The 22,327-nt window shown below is 30.5% G+C and carries 20 protein-coding genes; 3 read left to right on the top strand and 17 right to left on the bottom strand.

Going from position 1 to position 22,327, the window contains the following annotated elements:
* Positions 1 to 9: 9 nt before the first annotated feature.
* The 17 genes from IW20_RS26435 to IW20_RS20980 form a co-directional block, all read right to left on the bottom strand.
* Entirely contained in the window at positions 10 to 300 is a 291-nt protein-coding gene (locus IW20_RS26435) for a tetratricopeptide repeat protein (protein WP_035627164.1), read from the bottom strand.
* 42 nt (positions 301 to 342) lie between these two features.
* Positions 343 to 1,497: a serine hydrolase domain-containing protein gene (locus IW20_RS21055; RefSeq protein WP_035627162.1), complete on the bottom strand. Its 1,155-nt coding sequence runs from the start codon at positions 1,495 to 1,497 to the stop codon at positions 343 to 345.
* Positions 1,498 to 1,766: 269 nt separating this feature from the next.
* Positions 1,767 to 2,195 carry a hypothetical protein gene (locus tag IW20_RS21050; RefSeq protein ID WP_123869500.1) on the bottom strand — a complete coding sequence of 143 codons (429 nt, stop codon included), beginning with the start codon at positions 2,193 to 2,195 and terminating at the stop codon, positions 1,767 to 1,769.
* Between the two features lie 22 nt (positions 2,196 to 2,217).
* Positions 2,218 to 3,588 (bottom strand): hypothetical protein, encoded by a 1,371-nt coding sequence (locus IW20_RS21045; protein WP_035627157.1) that lies wholly within the window; start codon positions 3,586 to 3,588, stop codon positions 2,218 to 2,220.
* Positions 3,589 to 3,863: 275 nt separating this feature from the next.
* Positions 3,864 to 4,940, bottom strand: coding sequence for a calcium:proton antiporter (locus tag IW20_RS21040; protein WP_035627155.1), 1,077 nt, complete (start codon positions 4,938 to 4,940; stop codon positions 3,864 to 3,866).
* A gap of 343 nt (positions 4,941 to 5,283) precedes the next feature.
* Positions 5,284 to 6,018, bottom strand: coding sequence for a DUF1266 domain-containing protein (locus IW20_RS21035; RefSeq protein ID WP_035627151.1), 735 nt, complete (start codon positions 6,016 to 6,018; stop codon positions 5,284 to 5,286).
* 119 nt (positions 6,019 to 6,137) lie between these two features.
* Positions 6,138 to 6,644, bottom strand: a complete 507-nt coding sequence (locus IW20_RS21030) for a hypothetical protein (protein WP_035627150.1) — start codon at positions 6,642 to 6,644, stop codon at positions 6,138 to 6,140.
* A gap of 323 nt (positions 6,645 to 6,967) precedes the next feature.
* Positions 6,968 to 7,525: a YbhB/YbcL family Raf kinase inhibitor-like protein gene (locus IW20_RS21025; protein WP_035627149.1), complete on the bottom strand. Its 558-nt coding sequence runs from the start codon at positions 7,523 to 7,525 to the stop codon at positions 6,968 to 6,970.
* Positions 7,526 to 7,617: 92 nt separating this feature from the next.
* Positions 7,618 to 8,457: a helix-turn-helix domain-containing protein gene (locus IW20_RS21020; protein ID WP_035627147.1), complete on the bottom strand. Its 840-nt coding sequence runs from the start codon at positions 8,455 to 8,457 to the stop codon at positions 7,618 to 7,620.
* A gap of 34 nt (positions 8,458 to 8,491) precedes the next feature.
* The gene (locus IW20_RS21015; protein WP_035627145.1) at positions 8,492 to 9,025 is read right to left on the bottom strand and encodes a hypothetical protein; all 534 of its coding nucleotides are present in this window, start codon (positions 9,023 to 9,025) and stop codon (positions 8,492 to 8,494) included.
* Positions 9,026 to 9,637, bottom strand: coding sequence for a hypothetical protein (locus tag IW20_RS21010; RefSeq protein ID WP_035627142.1), 612 nt, complete (start codon positions 9,635 to 9,637; stop codon positions 9,026 to 9,028).
* Between the two features lie 38 nt (positions 9,638 to 9,675).
* Entirely contained in the window at positions 9,676 to 10,125 is a 450-nt protein-coding gene (locus IW20_RS21005; protein WP_035627140.1) for a GNAT family N-acetyltransferase, read from the bottom strand.
* A 29-nt stretch (positions 10,126 to 10,154) separates the two neighbouring features.
* The gene (locus IW20_RS21000; protein WP_035627137.1) at positions 10,155 to 10,799 is read right to left on the bottom strand and encodes a tetratricopeptide repeat protein; all 645 of its coding nucleotides are present in this window, start codon (positions 10,797 to 10,799) and stop codon (positions 10,155 to 10,157) included.
* Between the two features lie 182 nt (positions 10,800 to 10,981).
* Positions 10,982 to 12,313 (bottom strand): S41 family peptidase, encoded by a 1,332-nt coding sequence (locus IW20_RS25605; protein ID WP_051886082.1) that lies wholly within the window; start codon positions 12,311 to 12,313, stop codon positions 10,982 to 10,984.
* Between the two features lie 2 nt (positions 12,314 to 12,315).
* The gene (locus IW20_RS20990) at positions 12,316 to 12,756 is read right to left on the bottom strand and encodes a MarR family winged helix-turn-helix transcriptional regulator (RefSeq protein ID WP_051886081.1); all 441 of its coding nucleotides are present in this window, start codon (positions 12,754 to 12,756) and stop codon (positions 12,316 to 12,318) included.
* 622 nt (positions 12,757 to 13,378) lie between these two features.
* Positions 13,379 to 14,713 carry a sensor histidine kinase gene (locus IW20_RS20985; RefSeq protein ID WP_035627129.1) on the bottom strand — a complete coding sequence of 445 codons (1,335 nt, stop codon included), beginning with the start codon at positions 14,711 to 14,713 and terminating at the stop codon, positions 13,379 to 13,381.
* A gap of 251 nt (positions 14,714 to 14,964) precedes the next feature.
* Complete coding sequence (locus IW20_RS20980) at positions 14,965 to 16,311, bottom strand: sigma-54-dependent transcriptional regulator (protein ID WP_035627127.1); 1,347 nt, start codon at positions 16,309 to 16,311, stop codon at positions 14,965 to 14,967.
* 279 nt (positions 16,312 to 16,590) lie between these two features.
* On the opposite strand from IW20_RS20980, the gene IW20_RS20975 reads away from it, so the two are divergent.
* Genes IW20_RS20975 through IW20_RS20965 form a run of 3 tightly spaced genes read left to right on the top strand, consistent with a single transcriptional unit; the run spans position 16,591 to position 22,144 of the window.
* A complete protein-coding gene (locus IW20_RS20975; RefSeq protein ID WP_035627124.1) occupies positions 16,591 to 17,304 on the top strand; it encodes an ABC transporter ATP-binding protein in 714 nt (237 codons plus the stop codon).
* A gap of 3 nt (positions 17,305 to 17,307) precedes the next feature.
* Entirely contained in the window at positions 17,308 to 19,731 is a 2,424-nt protein-coding gene (locus IW20_RS20970; protein WP_035627121.1) for an ABC transporter permease, read from the top strand.
* 1 nt (position 19,732) lies between these two features.
* The gene (locus tag IW20_RS20965) at positions 19,733 to 22,144 is read left to right on the top strand and encodes an ABC transporter permease (RefSeq protein WP_035627119.1); all 2,412 of its coding nucleotides are present in this window, start codon (positions 19,733 to 19,735) and stop codon (positions 22,142 to 22,144) included.
* Positions 22,145 to 22,327: the final 183 nt, after the last annotated feature.

Below are 22,327 nucleotides of genomic sequence, written 5' to 3'. Positions count from 1 at the left end.
ACAATCTATTTATGCTTTTAGTAAATCATTCAGAACCTTTTTTCCGTTTTCGTTATTAGGATTTAATTCAACAGATTTTTGATACATCTTGATGGCTTCTACCTTTTTGCCACATTGTAGTAATGCTTCTCCATAACTATCATGAATATTCCAGCTCTCTGGGAATAGTAATGATGCAGTTTTAAATGTTTGTAATGCATTTTCTTTTTTCTGTTGTCTAAGAAACTCATACCCTAATCGATTAAAATCTCTTTCGTTTGCTTCAAAACTTTTAGGATTTTTTAAATATTCATCAATCAATTGATTTGCTTTTTCTTTATTTCCATTTTCTAGTAAATTGCCCTAGGTTCTCGAAAGATTTTGTGTAGGAATCGTATAAGGTTTATTATTGATTAATTGCAAGGCAGCATTAGCAATAGCAAATACAGGGCAGTTTCCTGTATTAGATAAAAGTATTACTGTTTGATTCTTAGTAATATTATATGCCAGAATACTGGTAAGACCTGTAATAGATCCGTCGTGGAAAACTATTTTTCCTTGGCTTTCATCAGTGTACATTTCCCATCCTAAGCCGTAACTAGCTTCTTTTCCATCTATAGTATAAGTTACTTTTTTTCCGTCATTGAGTATTGTAGCTGTAAGAGCTTCTTCTAGTTCTGTTTTGCCTAAAATCTGATGGGTAAATAACGCATTTTGATATTTTTGCAAGTCCAAAGCTGTGCTTACGATTCCTCCATTTCCATAAAAATTACTTTTTTCGAATATAAAGAAAGGCTCTTTTAAGGTATTTGAATTTACATAATCGGTTGAATATGAATTGGGATAGATATGTAATTCGACCTGATTTGGGTTTTTTATCTTTCTGTTAATCGGAACAAATGAATCTTTCATTTTTGCAGGACCAAAAATATTTTGTTCTAAATAACTAGCATAACTTATCCCTGATATTTTTTCGATAATTAGTGCAGCGATGCAAAAATTCACATTATTGTATTCCCATTTGCTTCCGGGTAAAAATGTGAGTGGCGTTTTAAAACGAATGAATGTTGGGATAATATCCTGATTTGTAATTATTTTTTCTGGTTGCTCTTTTATTACGCTATCAAACAAATTATAGTATTGTGCCAATCCAGATGTGTTATTAAGCAGTTGTTTGATGCTGATATTAGGATAAGGAAAATCGGGAAGGAATTTCTGTACGGGATCATCAATTTTAAGTTTGCCTTTTTGCTTAAGCTGTAATATAGCTGTTGCAGTAAAGGTTTTTGTTACAGAAGCAATAGGAAATAGAGAATTATCATTAAATTTTTCTTTCTTTTCGATATTAGAAAATCCATAAGTATTAGAAAAAATGGTTTTTCCTGATTTAGAAATTACAGTACTACCATTAAAAAGATTTTTTTCTGAAAGTGTTGAAAAGAAATTATCTAATTCTTGTGCCGAAACGGCGCTTATCAAGAAATTAGAGAGAAAGATAATAAAAAATATTTTTTTCATTCTATTTTAATTTTTACTGTTTGCTATTACTTTTTTCAAAAAAACATCATAATTTGTATAAAACAAATCCCTCAAATATTACTAGAATTAAGATCCTTGCAATTATTTTTACAGATAGATGTTTTTTATAATAGACTAATAATTAACAGGATTGTTACGCCTATATTTTTATTATTTTAGAATTATTGCGTTTATCTAGTTGAAAAGTGTACGAAGTCAGGAGACTTCGTACAGCTCAAGATTTTGAAGTGTATTAATTTGTTAGATTATTAATCAATAAAAGATTCATTAACCCAAGCTTTTTGTCCTAAAAATTTTCCGCAAAAGTCGTAGTGTTTTATTATTGCTTTTTCAAGATTTCTATTGTAATGAAAAATCCATATTTCATTATTTACAATTTTTACTCGTCGATATTTTATATTATCACAAGCATCGGAGGAACAAATAGCAATTGAAGTTTTCTTTAAAATTCTCTTTCCATTGCTATCAAATACTTTATCAATATGTATTATTTTTTTGTGTGGCAATTTCCAAAAAAGGAATTTTCGTTTCTTCTCAATTCTTTCGGTTTTTAATGTTACAGTAGTAACAGAACATTTGTTTTCAATATCATTTATACTATCTATAGGCGGTAATTTATGTATACCATAAACCGACGATAAAACAAACAACATGATTATTTGTATGGTGATTTTCATTTTATAATAAGTTGGCGATGTCTTATTTTATAGATTTGATAAGAGTTTCAATTGTCGATTTTTTTTGGTTCATTATTATCAGTTGGCTTTTATCGTCTAATAGAATCTTGTAAGCAAACTCTTTGTCTGCGTCAACTTTCCAATTTTTTAATTCCTTAAACTTAGTTTTTAATAGTTTTATCTTTTCAGAATTGTTTTTGGAAATAATTACCACTTTCGTTAATGATGTTTTTTGCATTTTTTCGATGCTACTTTCTGTAATTTGGTCTTCGCTTTCGGTTCTGGAGCGATAGCGGAACATTTGGTTTATGGTTTTAATATCTTTCTCGTTTTCTGTAAGTACATATCTGTAAGACATTATGTTATTAAGTTCATTTATCCAATCTGGGAAGTTTGTTTCGTATAGGCTGATGTAAGTATCAATGAAGTTTTTATCTATTGGTTTCTTTTGGTTGATATATTCTGTAACCAACGGATAAACTTGCTTTGCCATAAGGTTAATATACTTTTTATTATACCAATCTCCTGTGTCAATTTTGCCGTCTAATTTTTCATATACATATCCATTTCCTAATGCCGTTGCCAGAACTTCGTTCATAAGCTGATAGGCATAATTACTACATTTTGATTTATTTTCTTTAAAGTAAGTATTAATTGCTGTTTTTACTTCAAGCGATTGTTCGTCATAAATTATATGATAAGTTTCATGTAGCATAACACTAAATAAATCTTTGTATGATGTTAAATCGGTTTGTATGGCACTAATAAAATTGTTACAAAATGCTTGTGCAGTAAATCCTTTAGAATTAGGTAGCGGATAAAAAGCAACGTTGAAAGGAATCGTATTGTCCCAACTAGAATTATAAAATATTAATCCCGTTTGGAAATAGTTTTCTGTATGATTTTCGTTAGAATACTTTGTGAGTTCCTTAATTTGGTTTTCGAATTTTTCTTTGTTAGGATTATATATTAACTCATTATATATTGGTGTAAATTCCGAAATACTTTCGGCTAAATCACTCAGTGTTTTATTTGGAATAAAACCAATAGAACGAATTTTAAAATCTTTTAAATTGTCAGTTTCTATTAGATTTTTCTTCAAAAGATCTTCCGTTTGCATCATCTTTTTTGAGCCATAAGGATAATCATCAAATGGGAAACTATAGTAAATGTTTAATTGGTCAAATTTTGAGATTATGGTTTTATATTTCTCAACGTTATATTTTGATTTTTGAAACTCGGTCTTGAAAACATTTTCAGGATAATTTTCAGAAAGGTTTTGTAAAAAAATAAAAACAGCCAACTGTTCAGAATATTTAATATTAAATGTTGCTTTTTGTCCAAATGCTAAAGATGTCAAAAGTAAAAATGCTAGTAAAAGTCTGTTTTTCATTCTTTCGGTTGAGGTTTTTGGTTAATATATTAAGTTGTGAATAGCTCTGAACTTTATGTTTTTAGATGGTTTTGAGGTATAAATTGGATTCTGTTTAAGCGAATATAGTATATTATCGAGTATTAGTAATTTAATAGTCTATTTGATAATAAATATAATTAAACTCTGCTTTATTCAAAATATTGTTAAAGAAGCTTTGTGAAAAAGCATAAAAACCTCCATTATTTCTAATGAAGGTTTTTTTAGGTGATTAAGTTTATAGGTTTCTTATTTCATTAAGGATATATCATAAGGAATACAAAAGCAAATAAGTTTACCAGAAGTACAACTCCGTAAACGATATTCGATTTTCCTTTGCTTAATGACAACATCACGGTAAATACGGATAATGCTAATAAGACTATCGATTTTATGTCGAGCCCAAGGATAATAGGCATATCCATCATGATACAAACTGCTGCAACGCTAGGAATGGTTAATCCGATACTTGCCAATGCTGAACCTAAGGCTAAGTTTAAACTCGTTTGTAGCCTGTTTTTTCTTGCTGCTGTAATTGCAGCAATTGCTTCGGGTAACAGGATTATTGCTGCAATTACAACTCCCACTAAAGTTTTAGGAAGATGATAGCTTACAATAATGCTTTCGATAGTTGGCGAAAGGGTTTTTGCTAATAATACAACAATACCTAGGCTTACGATAAGGAAAACCAGACTTGTATAAAAGGTTTTATTATCGATTAGTATCGGTTCTGCTGCTTCTTCGTTTTCATCGGCTCCAATAGTCAGGAAATATTGACGGTATCTTGTTGTTTGCGCAAAAAGAAAAGAGGAATAAATAACAATACAGGCACCAGATGCAAAAACAAGTTGAGGTACGGAGTAATAAGATCCCTTAACACTTTCTGTGAAAGTAGGGAAGACCAATGTAAATACGATAATCGAAACTAGCGAAACCAAACCAATAGTAACAGAAGAGACTGAAAAATTCTGCTCATAATGTTTTAAACCACCAATTAAAAGACAAAGACCAATGATTCCATTAAGAATAAGCATTGTGGCAGCAAATACGGTATCTCTGGCTAATGAAGCTGCTTCTGAGCCTTCGGACATCATTAAGGACACAATAATCGAAACTTCAATAACGGTTATGGATATGGCTAAAATAATGGTTCCGTAAGGTTCTCCAACTCTTTCTGCGATTACTTCAGAATGATGTACTGCCGACATAACGCTCAGGATAAGTAGTATACTTGCAATGACTTGAAAAATACTGCTGTTGTCAACAAGTCCGCTAAAAAATAGAATCCAGGAAAGTGCTGGAATGATGATTGTCCACTGTAGTAATTGTTTCATTTTTTTTAATATAAATACGGGTAAATTAATATTCTCGCCAATAGCTTTTAATCACAAATTGGCTCTGATTTTCCGTAATATAGAACTTTTTTAGCTAAAAACGGTAAAAAACTCACATTTTCTTTGATTTTGCACTAAAAAGTGTAAGCTTAAAAATCGCTTTTTTGCAGCTAATCTCTTTAAAATCATCAGTAAAATGACCCTCAGAAATAAATTTACATTTAGGTTTTGCATGAACATAAAAAATGCGCAAAGTCAGTGACATTTGCGCATTTTTGGATCTAAACTTTTCATAAAGTGGGACTAGATGAAAAAGCTACATTTTCTCAACTTTAAGTAGTTGTTATTTCATAAATGGATATTTTGTATATATATCCACATCTTCAATTTTTCTTAATGATGGTCCTTTACTAGTAAGTATTTGTTTGCTTTCTACTATCAATTCATCTAAATCATATCCTTGTATTGTTCTTCCTAATAAAAATGAAATTGTATAATCTGTCCAATTTTCACCCTTTTTAATTGCTATTTCAGAAGCTTTTCTCATAACTTCCCAAGTTTCATTTTCGGTTAAATAACCTACCCAATAGCACCATTTTGCTAATGATACTGCTCTGCAAATATCCCATGCATAAGCAGATTTTATTTTTGTAACGTTATCTATATCTAATCCTAAACCTTTTGAAATTTCTTTTTGAATGTTGCTTAATTCCTTTGTTGATTGCAAGATAACAGGTTCGAATTCATTACTTCTCTGTAATGATAATAAACCATCCAAAGTTTCTTTGGCTTCCGTTTCGTTTGTTATTTCCCATTGTTGCTTTAAACCTCCAATATATTCATTTAAACTATTTTCAGGTTTAATTCCAAGTATTTTCTCTCCTCTATAATAAAACAAAATTCCTCCAAATGATAGTAGTCTTTTTTGTTCATCAGTTAATGGTGTGTTGGAGTGATTGTTATTAAAGTCTTCTAAAAGTTTATTATTGCGTTTTTTCATGATTGTTTTTAAAAAAATCAGGTAAGCAATAAATACAACGGCAATACCGCCAATAATAAAGTAAGTGTTTGTAGTCATAAAAATGTTTAGTATTAATTATTTTGAGGTTAATAAATTCTAGGGTTATATTATAGTTGTAAACAGGGTTAATTAGAGTTTAAGACTAATTATCATCTATTGTAGTATTGTATGTCTTTTTATATTTTTACTCTGGTTTTTAAAAAAGCTCCTTTATCATCCTCATTCCACATATCATCCCCAATTAAATAATAGTTGTCATTTTCTTTAATTATTCGGTTTTCAAAATCTTTATCTTCAGAAATAAAGGCTCTTGTCTTCGCAATTTCTTTCCATTTTTTATTATAAAAACTCCAAATAGAAATTTCATTCCACCAACCCTCATGTGTTCTGGAAAATATCATAATTTCATTACTGTTATCCCTATTAAAATCCTGTACTTTTTGAATATGCACTCCTAAACTTTCAAAATTAAAACCAGGAATTGTTTTAGAAAATGTAATAGAAACCAGATCAATAGGTTCATCATCTCTGAGGCTTACAAAAGCAGTATCTTGTATTTTATCATTATCAATATCACCAATAAGAAACTTCTTAATTTTGGTTTTACTATCCTTTGTTGTATTGCCTTTTTTTGTTTCGCATCCAAAACAAAATAACAGAAAAATTAAAAGAGTAAATTTCATATTTGTATTTGTTTGTATAAAATAATATGCAACCTGATTTTAAGAAAAATCTTCGTTTTATCGCTGACAAATATAATAAAAGACAAATATAAAAACAGGATTTTTCGTGTTATTAAAAACATTCTACATTTCATTAAGGATTTCTCGTAACTAGGGATAAATCAATATCAATTTTGTTTAGATAAGTTGAATCAAGTTCTAAATCTTTTTTGTGATATGAAAAACTTCAAACTTGTATTAAAAAATTATTGAATATAAAAAGCTTCGCAAAGTCAAGAACATTTACGAAGCTTTTTTAAAATTATTAGAAGAGTAGGAGAAAGCTATTTTTTTTCTCTTTGATAATAAGTTACAATACTAGCTTTGGCAATAGTATTTGCCCATAAATTATAACCTACAATTGCAGGATTTGTATTAGAGTCCAAACCTAATTTATCTATTTTTAAGGCATAAACTGTTATTATATATTGATGTAAACCGTGATTTTCTGGAGGGCAAGGTCCGCCATATCCAGCAACCCCATAATTTGTAATACTCTGAATCATTCCTTTTGGGGCAAGATTTAAGGCTAAGTTCCCTGTATTTGTAACTAATTCGGTAATGTTCGCCGGAATATCAAAACCTACCCAATGCCACCATCCACTGCCAGTTGGCGCGTCTGGATCATACATTGTAACGGCAAAACTTTTGGTGCCTTCTGGTATATTCACCCAAGATAATTGTGGCGATTGGTTTTTTCCAGTACAACCAAATCCTCCAAATTCTTCTGTTTTTGTAGCTTGTCCGCCTAAATCTTTGCTACTTAAAGTAAATGTCTTCTGTGCAAAAATAGAGCCTGTTGTAAATAGTAAACTAAGTAAGGCTAGATTAATTTTTTTCATCTTTGTTGTTATTTAAAATTGTAGACGACAAAGATATTTTGCAAGGAAGGTTCCAGGGTATTCTAAAAAGTTCTAAAAGTGTTTCCAGAAGTTCATTTTTCTAACTGAAATTGTTTTGGAGTAATATTGTATTTGGTCTTAAATGCTTGTGTAAAACTGGATAAACTTTCAAAACCAATTTCTAAATAAATATCCACAGGGCGTTTCTTTTTAATGCTCAATAAGTATGCTGAATATTCTAATCTTTTTTCTTGGAACCATTTTCTTGGGCTTGTTTGATAATGTTGTTCAAAATTTCTTTTGAAGGTAGAAATGCTCATATTGCATAAAAAAGCAAGTTCCTGAATGGTTAAATTATTAAGTTTATTACTCTCAATCACATCAGTAAAATGCCTGCTTTGGCTGTCTTGGTAATTCAGTATGTTATTTAGAAATTTAGTGTCGTTTTTGTGCAATAAATAGGTTACTATTTCCTCAAGTTTCGTTTGCAATAAGCTATCTCGAAGTATATGATCGTATGTTTTTATTTGGATTAAACTTTTTACAAAATGATGAATATAGTCATCGTATTGGAATATCTCATATGGTTTTGAACTTGAATCTACAGTTTTTGGAATATTGTTTTTTTGTAATAGTTTTAGAAGAACATCATCATTAAAAAAAAGTAATATACTACGATATACATTGGTATCCGAAAGATTTTCGGTCATTAAGCAATTCCCTGATTTAATTAGCAAGAATGAATCATTATTAATAATGGTTGCCTTATCTTTTGTAATGAATTCTTTAGTTCCTTCAAGTAAAAAGCTTAAAACATTTCTATTGAGCATTACCTTATTCTTGATAGAAGAACTGGTCACACTATAATCAAAAAGTTGTATATCACTTTTGGAATCTATATTGAAGTCGTTAGGGAGATTATGAATGTTCATTGTATTGTATACGATTAACGAAGATATATTATAATTACCAACTTACTCGTGTAATTATTACAGATTTATTATCATTTAAAAAGCCAACTGAATAATATTTTCCTGTATATATTTCTTTAATATATTCAGCTGAATATTTTCTGTCACCTTTTCTTTTTTCTATGTAATCAAGTTCTTTTGTAGACATTTTACTTTCCTTTTTAATGAAGCTTTTACTTTTCAGATTTGCTTCAAGGTTATTTATATCAGTTTTGTCAAATTCAGCCAAAAACGAAGAAGTATAATCTCCAAATAGATCAGGATATGAAGCGGTTTTATATAGTATTTCACCTTTTTCAGGAAACTCCATTTCTGTAACTTCTTTAAAATCTTCTTTGTAGAAATCTGAATCTGGATAAAACGCATCGTATATAAAATATCCTGTAATAATTATCGGGATAAGTGCTAATAGCCTATATCTTTTGTCAAGTCCTTTATTCTTAATCCATTTATAGATGAAATAGGAAATAGTAATTGGGATTCCAATTAAGAAAATGAGAACAGTAATAAGTAAAATTAATAATTGCATTTAGTTTTTTATCGTATTTCTTATTTGTTTGAATGTAAAAAACAGCATCAAGCCATAGGCTATTATTGGTAAATAAAACTTCTTAGTGATTTCTATAATTTCTTGCCATTCTATTTTGAATTTCATCTCATCAATTGGGATTATCCTACGGAAATCCCCACAAACAGGAAAAATAGTTTTCTTTTTTTCTCCGCTTGAATAAGCAAACCAAATATCATTGTTATATGGAACATAAAATTTAGCATTTTGGGTTTCTAGAATTTCAAGAACCTTAATAAAGCTCCAATATTCAGATTTATCTTCAAAATGAAATCTTATTCCATTTATAGAATCCTTAGTAGCAATTAGTTCTTTAATTCTTTTCTCAGCTGCATTTAGTTTTGCTTTATCAGAATTTGAATTTCCTGTTAGGTTAACAACCGTAAATGTTTTTGAATTTATAATAGGAATAATTTCTTCTTTATAATTTTCTCTATTCCAAGTTTTTAATTTTATAGAATTATAACTTGTAAAAGCATCATTCTTTTTTAAATATAGAATGCACAAAATAGGAAGTAAAATGATACTAATTAAACCTGCCGAATAATAAATTTTGCTATTGCGTTTCTGCATACTTTAAATACAATTGGATAATACTAAGTATTTATTTCTCACTCTTTTTTATACACATTCGGATTAAAAAGTTCCATGTATATTTCAGGTTTTGGTAATTTAGTAAAACCATATTTTTCATAAAGCCAATCAGCAGTTGAGGTTAACAAAATCCAGCGTCTTAATCCTTGTAAATTAGGATGTCCCATTACAACTTCCATTAATTTTTTAGAAAGTCCTTGTCCGCGATAATTGTCTAAAACATAAATATCACCTAAATAAGCAATAGTAGAGAAATCTGAAATTACTCTTGCAAAACCTATTTGTTTGTCCTTGTAAAATAGTCCAAAATTTAGCGAATTTTCAATAGAGTTTTTTACATTATCAAATGGAATATTGTCGCTCCAACCAGAATGTTTTGATAAAAAATCATGAATGGCAACAATGTCTAATTTAGATTTATCAGTTGTAATATAAAAATCTCCAAAAGAGTGTTCAATTATTTTCATTTTTGGTTTTCTATTTGAGTATTGAGGAGTTATTTTGCTATTTTTCGAACTTCAGGATTAATAAGATTCGGGTCTATTTTGTCTGTTATCTTAATGTATTTTCTTAAACTATCTTTTTGTGTTATGTATGCATAAGAACTTGCTAATTGTGCATAAGCTCTACCATTTTTTGGGTCAATTTTCACCGCTTTTTTTAAGCTTTCAATGCCTAGGTTAAGATATTTTATATCTTTTGTTTTAAGAAACATTTGATTGTAACTTGTTGCAATACATTCGTAAACAGAAGCATTATTAGAGTCTATTTCTATTGATCTTTTTAGATATTTGATAGATTCTTCAAATTCCTTTTTTTTGCCCAATATGTTCCCAAATCCCCAATATATTTGCGGGTTTGTATTGTCTAATAACCAAGCCTGATTAAACCGTTTCATAGCGGTATCATTATCATCTTTATAGAAATATTCCCATGCTTTCGAAACATATAATTCGGCTGCTTTTTCTCTGCTCTTAAATTGCTTTTCGGTCTGCAAAAGAAACTCTTTATCTGATTGTATTTGTTGCTCACATTTTTTTACTTCCCCATACATAGGTAATAAGTTTATCCCTTGCGGACAGTCGGTTTGCGATTGGCAACTAAATTGGGCTAAAATTATTAGAAATAGTATTTTTTTCATTATATATATATTGATTTTTAAAACCTAATAGAGCATTTGGTATCTAACTCAATGCTGTTAATAAATGCTAATATAGAACTAATTTTATTAAGGTTAATATGTTATTTAGTACTAACGCGATGTAATGTAAAAGCCTCCAAAATCACTGATCTTGGAGGCTTTTATTTCGATTAATTTATAATTTAATCTTTTTTATAAACTTTTTCTTGTCCATCTTGATAAATTCTTTTTATTCCTGTTACGGATTTATTTTCGGTAATAATTTTGATACGAAATTCATCTATACCATCAATTAAAAATAAATCTTGTTCCAGAGGAGTAAGTAACAAAGTAACTATATTATTCCATTTGTAATATAAACTATTATCTTCAAATGCTAGTTCGGCTTTCCCGTATTTACCTTGGTATGATTTTAAAATAGCACTATCAACATGTACTGGTTTTTGTCTGTTCTTAATAATAGGAATAAACCAATCTAGATTGTTTAATGAATCTTTATTTTTGGCTGATAGTTTTTGTATGGCCAATAAATGCGATGTATTCAGAGCCTCTTCACTTTTGCATAAAACATCAGGCATAACACCTTTACCCTCAAAATCCGTGTTTGTAACAGGATCTTTCACTTCTCCAAAAGGGATATTTACAGAAAAACCATGAGCCAAAACTTTTCGATCAATAGGGTGGGCACCACCAGCTGTTTTTTCGCCTATAATTGTAACACGTTTTAAATTTTGGAGAGAATAACTCATCCATTCCGCTGCAGAAAAAGTAGCTCCACTTGTTAAAATATAAACATCAATATCATCCATACGTTTACCAGGAACAGATGGCAATAACCACATTTCTCGTTCCAATTTCTTTCTGCCTTTCTCGTAATAATAGTATTTATAAAGAGGTAATTCTTTATTAGCGTAGAGATAACTACTAATAAATTGTCCCATCTCCATTGCTCCGCCATTATTTTTACGCAAATCTATAATTAGTGCATCTGTATTGCCTAAAATATGCATCATCGCAGCTGCAGTTTCGCTTCCTATTGCAGGATCTTCAAAATAATTAAATTCTAAATAGCCCACATTTCCTTCTAGAATTCGTGCTTGTTGAAACCCAAAATTCTTCTTTTTAGCTTCTGTTAGTTCTTCCGCTTTAATTTTTTTGAATGTTTCTTTATCAGTGTCTTTTAGCTTATTCTCTGCCCATTCAGGATCATACATTACTCTAAAATGCAAATCTTTACTAATATCTATAAGATTAGTAGAGAGTTTAGAGGCAAATTCATTCGGGTCTGAGATGTTTTTATACATTCCTTGCTTATAATTTTCATTCAGCTTTTTCTTTATCTCACCAATAGCGTTTGCTCTTATATAGAATTCTTCGAGTTGTTTGGTTAACGAATCGATGATTTGTTTTTTGTTTAATTCCGTAAGATTAATTTCTTCTTTTACAGTCGGATTTTTTTGAGAAAACGTGCAAACTGAGAATAGTAGTAATGCTAAAGTTACAATGTGTTTCATTTTTAGTTGGTTTTACAATTAGTTATTATTTTATGTAGAATTTTGTCAAGTAATTCAATTTCGTCACCAGATAAACCGTGTAAAGCAGTATTACGATTTAGCTTAAAAACGGGTGTTAACAGAACAATTGTTTTTTGTCCTTTTTCGGTTATCACAAGTTTAGATTTTCTTTTATCTAGTTCATTTGTTTCCCTTGTGAGATAATCCTTTTTCACCATCAATTCTATTATTCTGGTAACCGAAGCATTATCCTTAAAGATTAATTTGGCCATTTCTATCTGAGAGATACTTGCGTTATCATTTAAGATAATTAATACCAAGCATTGATCTACAGTAATATCATCTACAATCTTCTGGATGTTTTTCTGGCAAATTTTTCTGTATTCTTTTATTGTCTGTTCTATTGTATAAAGTACAGTTCCAGTTGGCGTTTTCTGCTTCATTATTAATGATTTAGATTTAAAAGTATTTGATATATCAAATATAATTATTTATTTTAATATTGGTTATTATTTTTATTAAATAAGTTATGATTTTGTAAATGAATGAATTACGAAAAGTAAAAAGCTTTTTTTCGTATTATTATTGGGTTTTGTAGTATCGATTAATGCACAAAAAAGAATTACAATTATCGAATTTTAAAGATGCGAAGGTTCTAAGTTGCAAAGGATCAAAGGTTGATTGGTTTGTGTGTAAATATTTGTAATATCAATCAGACCAAATAAATCATGATGTTAAATCGATAAATATTATGGAATTTTTAGCGGAGATTGCTTCGCCAGTTCGCTATCGTTTGTGTCTTCCTTCGTCAGGAAGACAAGTTTGGGGTAAATAGTACGTGGATTAAATAAATTAAAGCAGGTTTTTACACAATCTTGTCATTCCGATAATCATAGCCCACGGTTTCAACCGTGTGGTATGTATTGTTGTAGTGTGTTGATTTTGAACCATTTAAGTCATTGGTAATCTTTTTAGTATTCTGCACCTTTGTCAAAGTTAAAAAACTTTGACAAAGGGTTACACGTAAATTATTAAGATTCCTATTTTTTCTGTGTCTTAATTACGTCAAACTTCAACCAAACAAAGTTCGAAAGTAGTTTTTCCATCTTCATTTTTATGAGCGAGGTAACCACCGTGAGCTTCAATTATACTTTTGGATAATGTTAGTCCTATTCCGGCGCCTTCTTGTCGAGTGGTAAAAAATGGCAAAAATATTTTGCTTTCTATTTCTTTCTCAATGCCTTTTCCGTTATCAGTAATCCTTATAAAAGTGCGGTTTTCTTTGGCTTCAGCCGAAATTATAATTTGTTTATCAGCCGTATTTTCTAATGCATAAATAGAGTTTGTTAAGAGATTTATGAGTACTTGTTCCATTTGCTGAGAATCTACATTTACCCAACGATTTAAAGCGATTGTATTTATAATCTCTATTTGATTTTTTCGGAATAGTGGACTCATTATCTGCAGTCCATTTTCTACTAAATGTTGTAACTCTATTTTTTCTTTTTTTGGAGATGGCAGCATAGCCAATTTACGATATCCTTCGACAAATTTTTGTAAATGGTCGCTTCGTCTTAACATCGTTCCAACACTGTTTTTTATGTCCTCCAAGTCTTCGGTCGACATTGTATCTTGTTCAACCAAATCCTGTAGGTTTTGGCAAATAGAACGAATAGGAGTAATGGAGTTTAAAAGCTCATGCGAGATCACTTTCATTAAATTGCTCCAAGCTTCTTTCTCTTTTTTCTCGACTACATTCTGGATTGAGTCTAGCAGGACAATAAAATAATCTAACTCGCATATTTCTGTTCTGGAAGTTTGCATGACAAAGGTTTGCATGTTTTCCTGATTTACACGAATTTCTAATGATGTTTTAATTTCCTGAAAATCTTGTTCTTCGATAACTTCGCATAAAGTGGGCAAATGGTTTTTTAAGTATTTCCATTTCGAAATTTTAGGCACATCAAAATACTTAGAGAAATAATCATTCATCAAAAAAATGTTCCATTCATCACCTTCTTTTTGCAGAATGAAAATTCCGGTTTCGATATTGTTTAATATAGAACGATATATAATATCTCTTGAAACTTGCTCTTTCTGCTTGTTTTTTAACGTATCGTACAGATTAAATAAATCATTATAATTTTGATTGAATTTGTGCTTAGAGAAATCAGAAGAGAAGTCATTTTGTAATATCGAAGCAATAGTTTTATTGTAGAGTAAGACGAAGTTTCGAACATAAAAATACATTTCGCGAATAAGGAAAAAAACAATGAATAAGCTAAATATAGCTGTAAAAATCAAATCCTTTTTATAAAAGTAAATAGCGATTTCTATACCCGAAAGAATAAATATTAGCCTCAGGAAAAGGAGATTGTATATTTTTAATGATTTAAACATATTATAGTATTGTCATTATTGGTTAAACTGGTTTTTGTTACAAATTGCATTAATTTTCTATTATAAACCACAATCTTGTCACCCTGACACAGGAAGGGTTTCCGCAAGTAGCTCGCCAAAGATTATGGAGGTTCTCTTGATTCTTCGACTCCGCTCAGAATGACAATATCGGAGAAAAACTTTGCGAACCTCTGCGTAAGTCTTTGCTACCTTTGCGGTAAAATTTTTCACCACTTCTGATGGTCAATGCGTTACAGGGTAATGTTATATTTCTCTAAACGTCGGTATAAAGAACCTCTTGATAAACCTAATTCTTCGGCTGTTTTGCTAATGTTATTATTGTTTCTGAGTAATGCTTTTTCGACTGTTGCTTTTTCGACTGATGAAAGCTGAATATCATCTGGATTATCTTCATAAGTTGTTATTTCGTTTAAATCCAAATCAGAGACTGTAATACGATTGTTTTCGCAAAGAATAACAGCACGTTCTATTTTGTTTTCCATTTCACGGATATTACCTTTCCAAGCGTGTTTTTCTATTTGTTCAAATACTTTTTTGTCAAAAGTAATTTCGTCTCTTCCGTATTTAACAATCATTTTTTCTAAAAGATATTCAGCCAGAGGAATTTTGTCTTCGTTTCTTTCTCGCAACGGCGGCAGGACTATCTCCATCGTATTAATACGATAGTATAAATCTTCTCTAAAGTTCTTATCCTCAGCTTCTAACTTAAGATTTAAGTTGGTTGCCGTGATGATACGTACATTAAGCGGTCTTGGTTTTGTTTCCCCTAATCGGGTTACAGTTTTAGTTTGTATAACCTGCAATAGTTTTGATTGTAAATGCAGCGGAACATTTCCTATTTCGTCCAGGAAAATAGTTCCGTTTTGAGCCATTTCAAAACGTCCGGGAGTATCATTTTTAGCATCGGTAAATGCACCTTTGGCATAGCCAAATAATTCACTTTCGAATATATTAGAATTCAGCGAACCTAAATCGACAGCTATAAATGGATTATTCTTCCTTTCGGATTGGGTGTAAATATGATGTGCCAGAACAAATTTACCTGTTCCGTTCTCGCCCAGAATCAAAACATTAGCATCGGTTTTTGCCACTTTATCTGCCAGTGAATATGCTTTTTTTATTATCTCCGAATTCCCAATAAAGAAATCATCTGCGGGTTCGTGGTCTTTAAATTTCTTTTGGTCTTTGCGAGATTTGTCTACCGCTTGTTTTACAGATTCTAATAGCTTTTTGTTTTCCCATGGTTTTAAGATATAATCAAAAGCGCCATTTTTTAAACCTTCTACAGCTGTTTCGACTTTACCAAAAGCAGTCATTAAAATCACAACGGTTTTTGGCGAAAGCGTTTTTATTTCTTTTAATAGATACAAACCTTCTCTTCCGTCTTCAAAACCTATTCGATAATTCATATCAAGTAAAACGACATCGATGCTATTTTTTGACAATAATTCGACAATATTTTTGGGATTATTAAGTGTATAAATGTTCTCAAAGTACTTTTTTAGGTACACTTTTGATGCAAAAAGGATGTCTTCTTGGTCATCTATAATCAATATCGAGGCATTTGTCTTTTTCATTCTTGTTCGGTTTTGGACGAAAGATGTCCAATAGTGGACACTTTTAAATTTGGTTTAAAATAAAAATCTATAAATAAGACAGTTACAGATCTTTAATTTTTGGCATGAATTTCACATTATGGCTAGTAAATCATCAAGTATGAGAATCATTATTGCTGGTAAATGTAACAAAAATAGATATTTATAGATTATCTTATCAATTATCTTAATTTAGGATCTGTTTTTTACTTCAGCAATAGAATTTTCAGCAAGAAAACAAACATCAAAAAACAAATTATTATGATCAAGATCAAGAAGCTTTCTAAAATTTTTAGAACTGAAGAAGTAGAAACAAATGCATTAAGCGAAATTTCATTAACTGTAAACGAAGGCGATTTTGTCTCGATTATGGGACCATCTGGAAGTGGAAAATCGACTTTATTAAATATCATCGGATTATTAGACAGTGCTTCTGGTGGAAGTTATGAACTGCTTGAGCAGGAAATGGTTGGATTAAATGAGAAGTTTAAATCGAAAGCCAGAAAAGAAAACATTGGTTTTATATTTCAGAATTTTAATTTAATAGATGAATTATCGGTTTATGATAATATCGAATTGCCATTAATTTACAATAATGTTGCTTCATCCGAAAGAAAGAAGAAAGTAGAGAATATTGCAAGCATATTGGGTATTTCGCATCGCTTAAAACATTATCCACAACAACTTTCGGGAGGACAACAACAGCGTGTAGCCGTTGCAAGAGCTTTGATAAATGATCCTAAGATAATTCTTGCCGATGAACCTACAGGAAATTTGGATAGTAAAAACGGAAACGAGGTAATGGAATTATTAACAGATCTTCATGCTAGTGGCGCGACAATATTAATGGTAACTCACTCAGATTATGATGCGTCTTTTTCTCAGAAAACTATTATAATGAAAGATGGTATTATAATTTCGGAAAAAAAGAATGATAGAAATGTGGATGTTTTAGTTAATAATTCAATAAACTAAATCATGCTAAAGAACTGGATAAACATATTTTTTTATCAAATAAAAAACAATAAGCTTTTTACGGCTTTGAATGTTTTGGGTTTGAGTATTGGAATTGCAGGATTAATTTTTGCGATTTTGTATTGGAATGACGAACAGAGTTATGACCAATGGAATCCTAATAAAGACAACGTCTTTTTAGTCGCTAATCAAATGGATGCAACGACCTATTGGTCTTCGAGTTCTGCGCCAATAGGATCTGCGATACAGGCTATAAGTCCTGAAGTAGAATCATATTGCTATTTAAGCGGAAGTTATGATAATGAGATACTGTATTTTAATAATAAAAAAGTACAATCAGACAAGATTGTTATAGCACAAAAAAACTTCTTTGATTATTTCCCTTATGAGTTTATAGAAGGTAATCAAAAAGCTGCATTACCAGATGTAAACAGTATTTGTTTATCGCAAGATCTGGCAATTAACCTCTTTGGTAACGAAACGGCTTTGGGAAAAAAAGTAGTTTTGCAAAAAAGAGTTTTGATTGTAAGAGGTGTTTATAAATTGGACAAAAAATCAGTTTACAATCCTTCTTGTGTGGTCAATTTTATGGACGAAAGAGTAAAAGAAACCATTCAGCAATGGGGAAACTTTCAATTTGTTCTGTTATTAAAATTAAAAAATCCTGCTGACCAAAAGCTAGTGACTCAAAATCTTCAAAAAATATATTTTGAGAACATGACAGCTCGTTATGCAAAAGATCAAGGTATTAAAATTGAGGAGTTTATTAAGAAATTTGGCGAAGTAAAACCATCTTTAGAGCCCTTATCATCCATTCGCTTACATTCAAAAACGGGTAGTTTGATAGAAGCAAAAGGCAATCTTCAATTTTTACTTATTATGGTTGGATTATCAGTTTTAATCCTACTGTTATCTATTGTAAATTATATTAATTCTGCAACGGCAAATGCTATAAAAAGAGCTAAAGAAGTTGGAGTTCGTAAAATTATTGGAGCTTCGAAATTTTCTATAATCAAACAATTTATTTTTGAAACTGCAATCATTTCGTTGTTTTCAATTTTAATATCACTTGTTATTGTCGAAATCTCTTTGCCGTATTATAATGCCTTTTTAGAGAAATCGCTTGTTTTGCAAAGTAGTCAGTTTTACTTACAACTTGTTGCTATATTTTTTATAACTGTTGTATTGGCAGGAATATTACCAGCAATTTATGTTGCTAATTTTGAACCACTAAAAGTTTTGAAAGGGAATTTTGGTCGAAGTAAAAACGGTATTTGGCTTAGAAACGGAATGCTTATTTTTCAATTTGCTGTAGCTTCTTTCTTTATTGTTGGATCTTATATTGTGTATGAGCAGATAGAGCTTATGAATGCAAAAGATCTGGGGTTTAGCGGAAAGCAAATTCTTAATATTTCCTACAGAAATATTTACGGTGAATCAATAACCGAAAAAGACCAATTTGCCCGTTACAATAGTATCAGAAACCAATTGCAACACATAAAAGGAGTACAACAAGTTGCGGGAGGAGGTTTTGTATTCGGGAGTGGGGCAAAATCTGTAATATCATATCATTATAAAGATAAAAATATTGATGGTAGTAATGTACCAATAGATTTTGGACTGCTGGAAATGATGAAAATAAAAATTGTAAAAGGACGGTATTTGAGTCCAAAATTTGCTCAGGATACCATAACTTCGATGTTAATTAATGAAAGTGCCTTAAAATTATTAAACGAAAAAAATCCGATAGGTAAAAAACTAAACTGGAACGGAAATGATGTCATTATTGTTGGGGTTGTAAAAGATTTTAATATAGGAAATCCGGGAGATCCGATACCTCCGATGACTTTTTTTCATTTTAAAACCGTTCCGTGGTTTCCAGGACTTTTAAATAATATTTATATTACGGCCGATCCTAAAACTATGCAGCAAACTATAGCTGATATCGAAAAATTTTGGACAAAAAAAGTAGATATAGAATATCCGTTTTCATACGATTTTGTAGATAAAGAATATAAAAGATCTTATAGCAATTATGTGAAGCAAAAGAATCTTTTCTCGTTGCTTAATGTCATTGTTATTGTAATTGCACTTTTTGGATTATTTGCTCTTGCTTCGTACTCTATCGAGCGTCGCATGAAGGAAATTGCCATTAGAAAAACACTTGGTGCTGATACAAATATTTTACTAAAAGAACTTTGTAAACAATATGTTATTTTCAGTATAATAGGTTTTTTAATCGCGTTATTTCCTGTGTATTATTTTCTGAATAAATGGTTAGATAATTTTGCTTATAGAATTAATATTTCTGTTTTTCCTTTTCTAATTGGGTTTACTGCCTTACTGATATTAACATTATTAGTTGTACTTACAAGGGCATATCAGGCAACCAAAATAGATATTTTAAAATACCTTAAATACGAATAAGATGCTTAAGAACTGGATTAACATATTTTTTTACCAAATAAAAAACAATAAGTTTTTTACGGCTTTAAATGTTTTAGGTTTAAGCATTGGTATTGCAGGATTAATTTTTGCCACTTTGTACTGGAATGACGAACACTCTTATGATCAGTGGAATCCTGAGAAGGATAAAATTTATGCTGTTCTTAATGATATTGGAGGCGGTAATATTTGGGCTGTAAATTCGGCCGTATCAGCCCCAATCTTAAAAAAGACTTCTTCGGCTTTACAAGATTATTGCTATTTTACAAGTAATTATGAGAAAGAAACCATACAATATAATGGTAAAATAGAACTAGTAGATAAGATTTTTTCAGCACAAAGTAGTTTCTTTTCTTTTTTTCCTTACGAATTTATTCAGGGTAACAGAAAAAGTGCACTTCATGATCGTAATAGTATGGCTATTTCTGATGAGCTGGCTTCTCGTATATTTAAGAATGAAAATCCGATGGGAAAACAGGTTAAATATGCTGGTAATTTTTTCGTTATTCGAGGTGTATATCGATTATCCAAAAAATCATCTGTAATGCCTGCTGCAGTTACAACTATAATCCAAGAGGATCTGGATAAAAAGAGGGATAGCTGGGGATTAAATTTCGGATTAATGCTAAAGCTAAAAAATCAGAGTGATACGACTGCCATACTCAAAGATTTAAATAATATTTATGTTGAAAATAATTTTAAAAAGCAGGCTAGGGAAGAGGGAATAACTTATGAAACTTTTTTAAAACAGTATGGTGTACCAGTAAAAGCCAAATTACTTCAGTTTTCTAGCTCGAGACTTCTTTTAGGAAATTGTCCTTTTCCGGAAGGAAATGCAAATCTTCATTTTCTGAAAATTTTAATGGGGTTATCTATACTTATTTTGCTGTTATCTATCGTAAATTATATTAATCTTGCTACGGCAAACGCTGTAAAACGGGCTAAAGAAGTTGGGGTGAGGAAAATAGTAGGTGCAACAAAACAACAGATTATTGCTCAGTTTGTGTTTGAAACCGCCTTGATTACGCTTTTTTCTCTCTTATTGGCATTGGTAATTGTAGAGCTTTCATTGCCTTTTTATAATTCGATTTTGGCAAAAAAACTGATTCTGGAAGGAGCTCAATTTTATGTACAATTAATATTCATTTTTGTACTAGTAATTTTAGTTGCCGGAGTTTTACCTGCAATATATGTTTCTAATTTTGAACCTTTGAAGGTTTTAAAAGGGAATTTTTCTCGTAGCAAAAGCGGAATTTGGTTGCGAAATGGTATGCTGGTTTTGCAATTTGCTATAGCAACATTTTTCATTATTGGTTCATTTATAGTATATCAGCAGGTAAATTATATGGCCAATAAAGATTTAGGTTTTAAAGGAGCACAGGTAATGGATATTTCTTTTAAACCTAAAAAAGAAAAAAATCAATATGAGAGATACAAAACAATAAAGCAAGAACTCTTAAAGATAAAAGGCGTTCAGGCAGTTTCGGCAGGAGTATTTTCTATAGGAAACAATGTTAATTCGTGGTCGGGAATGCATTATAAAGATAATAAAGAGGTTATTACACAGCAAATGGCAATAGATTTTGGAATGCTGGATGTTTTGGGTGTTCGAATAATTAAAGGAAGGGATTTAACAAATAAAATTGCGTCGGATAGTATTAGTAACGTTTTACTGAATGAAGCTGCTGCTAAAACATTACTGGAAAAAGACCCGATTAATAAAGAAATTATTTGGGAAAGCAGAAAATTAAAAGTAGTTGGAGTTGTTAATGATTTCCATTATTTTGGACTTCAAAATGAAATTTCTCCAATGATTTTTATGCACATTACAACATTTGATTGGATGCAAAAAGATTTACTTAATATTTCGGTTAAAATTGCACCAGAAGATATGCCTAAAACGATTGACGCTATCGAAAAATTCTGGAAAGTAAAAGTAGACGCTGAATATCCTTTTGAATTCAATTTTGTAGATAAAAGCTTTGCTAGAACCTATAAAGATTATCAAAACCAAAGTAGATTATTTTCGCTCTTAAACGTGATTGTTATTCTTATTGCCGTGTTTGGGTTATTTGCATTGGCTTCTTTCTCTATGGAACGCAGATTACGCGAAATTGCCATCAGAAAAACGCTAGGAGCAGAGACTAATGTTTTACTTAAAGAATTATCTAAGCAGTATGTAGTCTTCTGTGTAATAGGATTTATAATTGGCATTATTCCAGCGTATCTCTTATTGCAACAATGGCTTGATTTTTTTGCTTTTAGAATAAATATTCAGGTACTACCATTTATTATTGCTTTTGTGTCTTTATTGTTTTTAACACTAACGATTGTTTTGGCAAAAGCATATCAAGTTACCAAAATTGATGTTTTGAGGTATTTGAAATATGAGTAGTTTTGAGGTTCAGAGTTGCAAAGAGACTAAGGTTCTAAGGCTTTTTAAGGTTCAAAGATGCAAAGGCTTTGATTTTGAGTATATAATCTATGTGATAGTATATATTCTCAATTTCTTTTATCGCAATTTTGTTACTCTGAACGGAGTCGAAGAGCGATACTGATTTTCTATTGCGCATAATTA

Source organism: Flavobacterium hydatis, assembly GCF_000737695.1.
Classification (GTDB): Bacteria; Bacteroidota; Bacteroidia; order Flavobacteriales; family Flavobacteriaceae; genus Flavobacterium; species Flavobacterium hydatis.
Note: the sequence above shows the minus strand (reverse complement) of the source record. Positions and strands in the feature narration are given on the sequence as shown.

What these genes read in the sequence shown, in the direction of transcription:
- IW20_RS21015 (WP_035627145.1), bottom strand. Translation starts at nt 9,025, where the DNA reads ATGCAATTATTAATTTTACTTATTACTGTTCTCATTTTCTTAATTGGA.
- IW20_RS20975 (WP_035627124.1), top strand. Translation starts at nt 16,591, where the DNA reads ATGATCAAGATCAAGAAGCTTTCTAAAATTTTTAGAACTGAAGAAGTA.
- IW20_RS21025 (WP_035627149.1), bottom strand. Translation starts at nt 7,525, where the DNA reads ATGAAAAAAATTAATCTAGCCTTACTTAGTTTACTATTTACAACAGGC.
- IW20_RS20985 (WP_035627129.1), bottom strand. Translation starts at nt 14,713, where the DNA reads ATGTTTAAATCATTAAAAATATACAATCTCCTTTTCCTGAGGCTAATA.
- IW20_RS20965 (WP_035627119.1), top strand. Translation starts at nt 19,733, where the DNA reads ATGCTTAAGAACTGGATTAACATATTTTTTTACCAAATAAAAAACAAT.
- IW20_RS21055 (WP_035627162.1), bottom strand. Translation starts at nt 1,497, where the DNA reads ATGAAAAAAATATTTTTTATTATCTTTCTCTCTAATTTCTTGATAAGC.
- IW20_RS20990 (WP_051886081.1), bottom strand. Translation starts at nt 12,756, where the DNA reads ATGAAGCAGAAAACGCCAACTGGAACTGTACTTTATACAATAGAACAG.
- IW20_RS21020 (WP_035627147.1), bottom strand. Translation starts at nt 8,457, where the DNA reads ATGAACATTCATAATCTCCCTAACGACTTCAATATAGATTCCAAAAGT.
- IW20_RS25605 (WP_051886082.1), bottom strand. Translation starts at nt 12,313, where the DNA reads ATGAAACACATTGTAACTTTAGCATTACTACTATTCTCAGTTTGCACG.
- IW20_RS21000 (WP_035627137.1), bottom strand. Translation starts at nt 10,799, where the DNA reads ATGAAAAAAATACTATTTCTAATAATTTTAGCCCAATTTAGTTGCCAA.
- IW20_RS21040 (WP_035627155.1), bottom strand. Translation starts at nt 4,940, where the DNA reads ATGAAACAATTACTACAGTGGACAATCATCATTCCAGCACTTTCCTGG.
- IW20_RS21050 (WP_123869500.1), bottom strand. Translation starts at nt 2,195, where the DNA reads ATGAAAATCACCATACAAATAATCATGTTGTTTGTTTTATCGTCGGTT.
- IW20_RS21010 (WP_035627142.1), bottom strand. Translation starts at nt 9,637, where the DNA reads ATGCAGAAACGCAATAGCAAAATTTATTATTCGGCAGGTTTAATTAGT.
- IW20_RS21005 (WP_035627140.1), bottom strand. Translation starts at nt 10,125, where the DNA reads ATGAAAATAATTGAACACTCTTTTGGAGATTTTTATATTACAACTGAT.
- IW20_RS20980 (WP_035627127.1), bottom strand. Translation starts at nt 16,311, where the DNA reads ATGAAAAAGACAAATGCCTCGATATTGATTATAGATGACCAAGAAGAC.
- IW20_RS21035 (WP_035627151.1), bottom strand. Translation starts at nt 6,018, where the DNA reads ATGACTACAAACACTTACTTTATTATTGGCGGTATTGCCGTTGTATTT.
- IW20_RS20970 (WP_035627121.1), top strand. Translation starts at nt 17,308, where the DNA reads ATGCTAAAGAACTGGATAAACATATTTTTTTATCAAATAAAAAACAAT.
- IW20_RS21030 (WP_035627150.1), bottom strand. Translation starts at nt 6,644, where the DNA reads ATGAAATTTACTCTTTTAATTTTTCTGTTATTTTGTTTTGGATGCGAA.
- IW20_RS21045 (WP_035627157.1), bottom strand. Translation starts at nt 3,588, where the DNA reads ATGAAAAACAGACTTTTACTAGCATTTTTACTTTTGACATCTTTAGCA.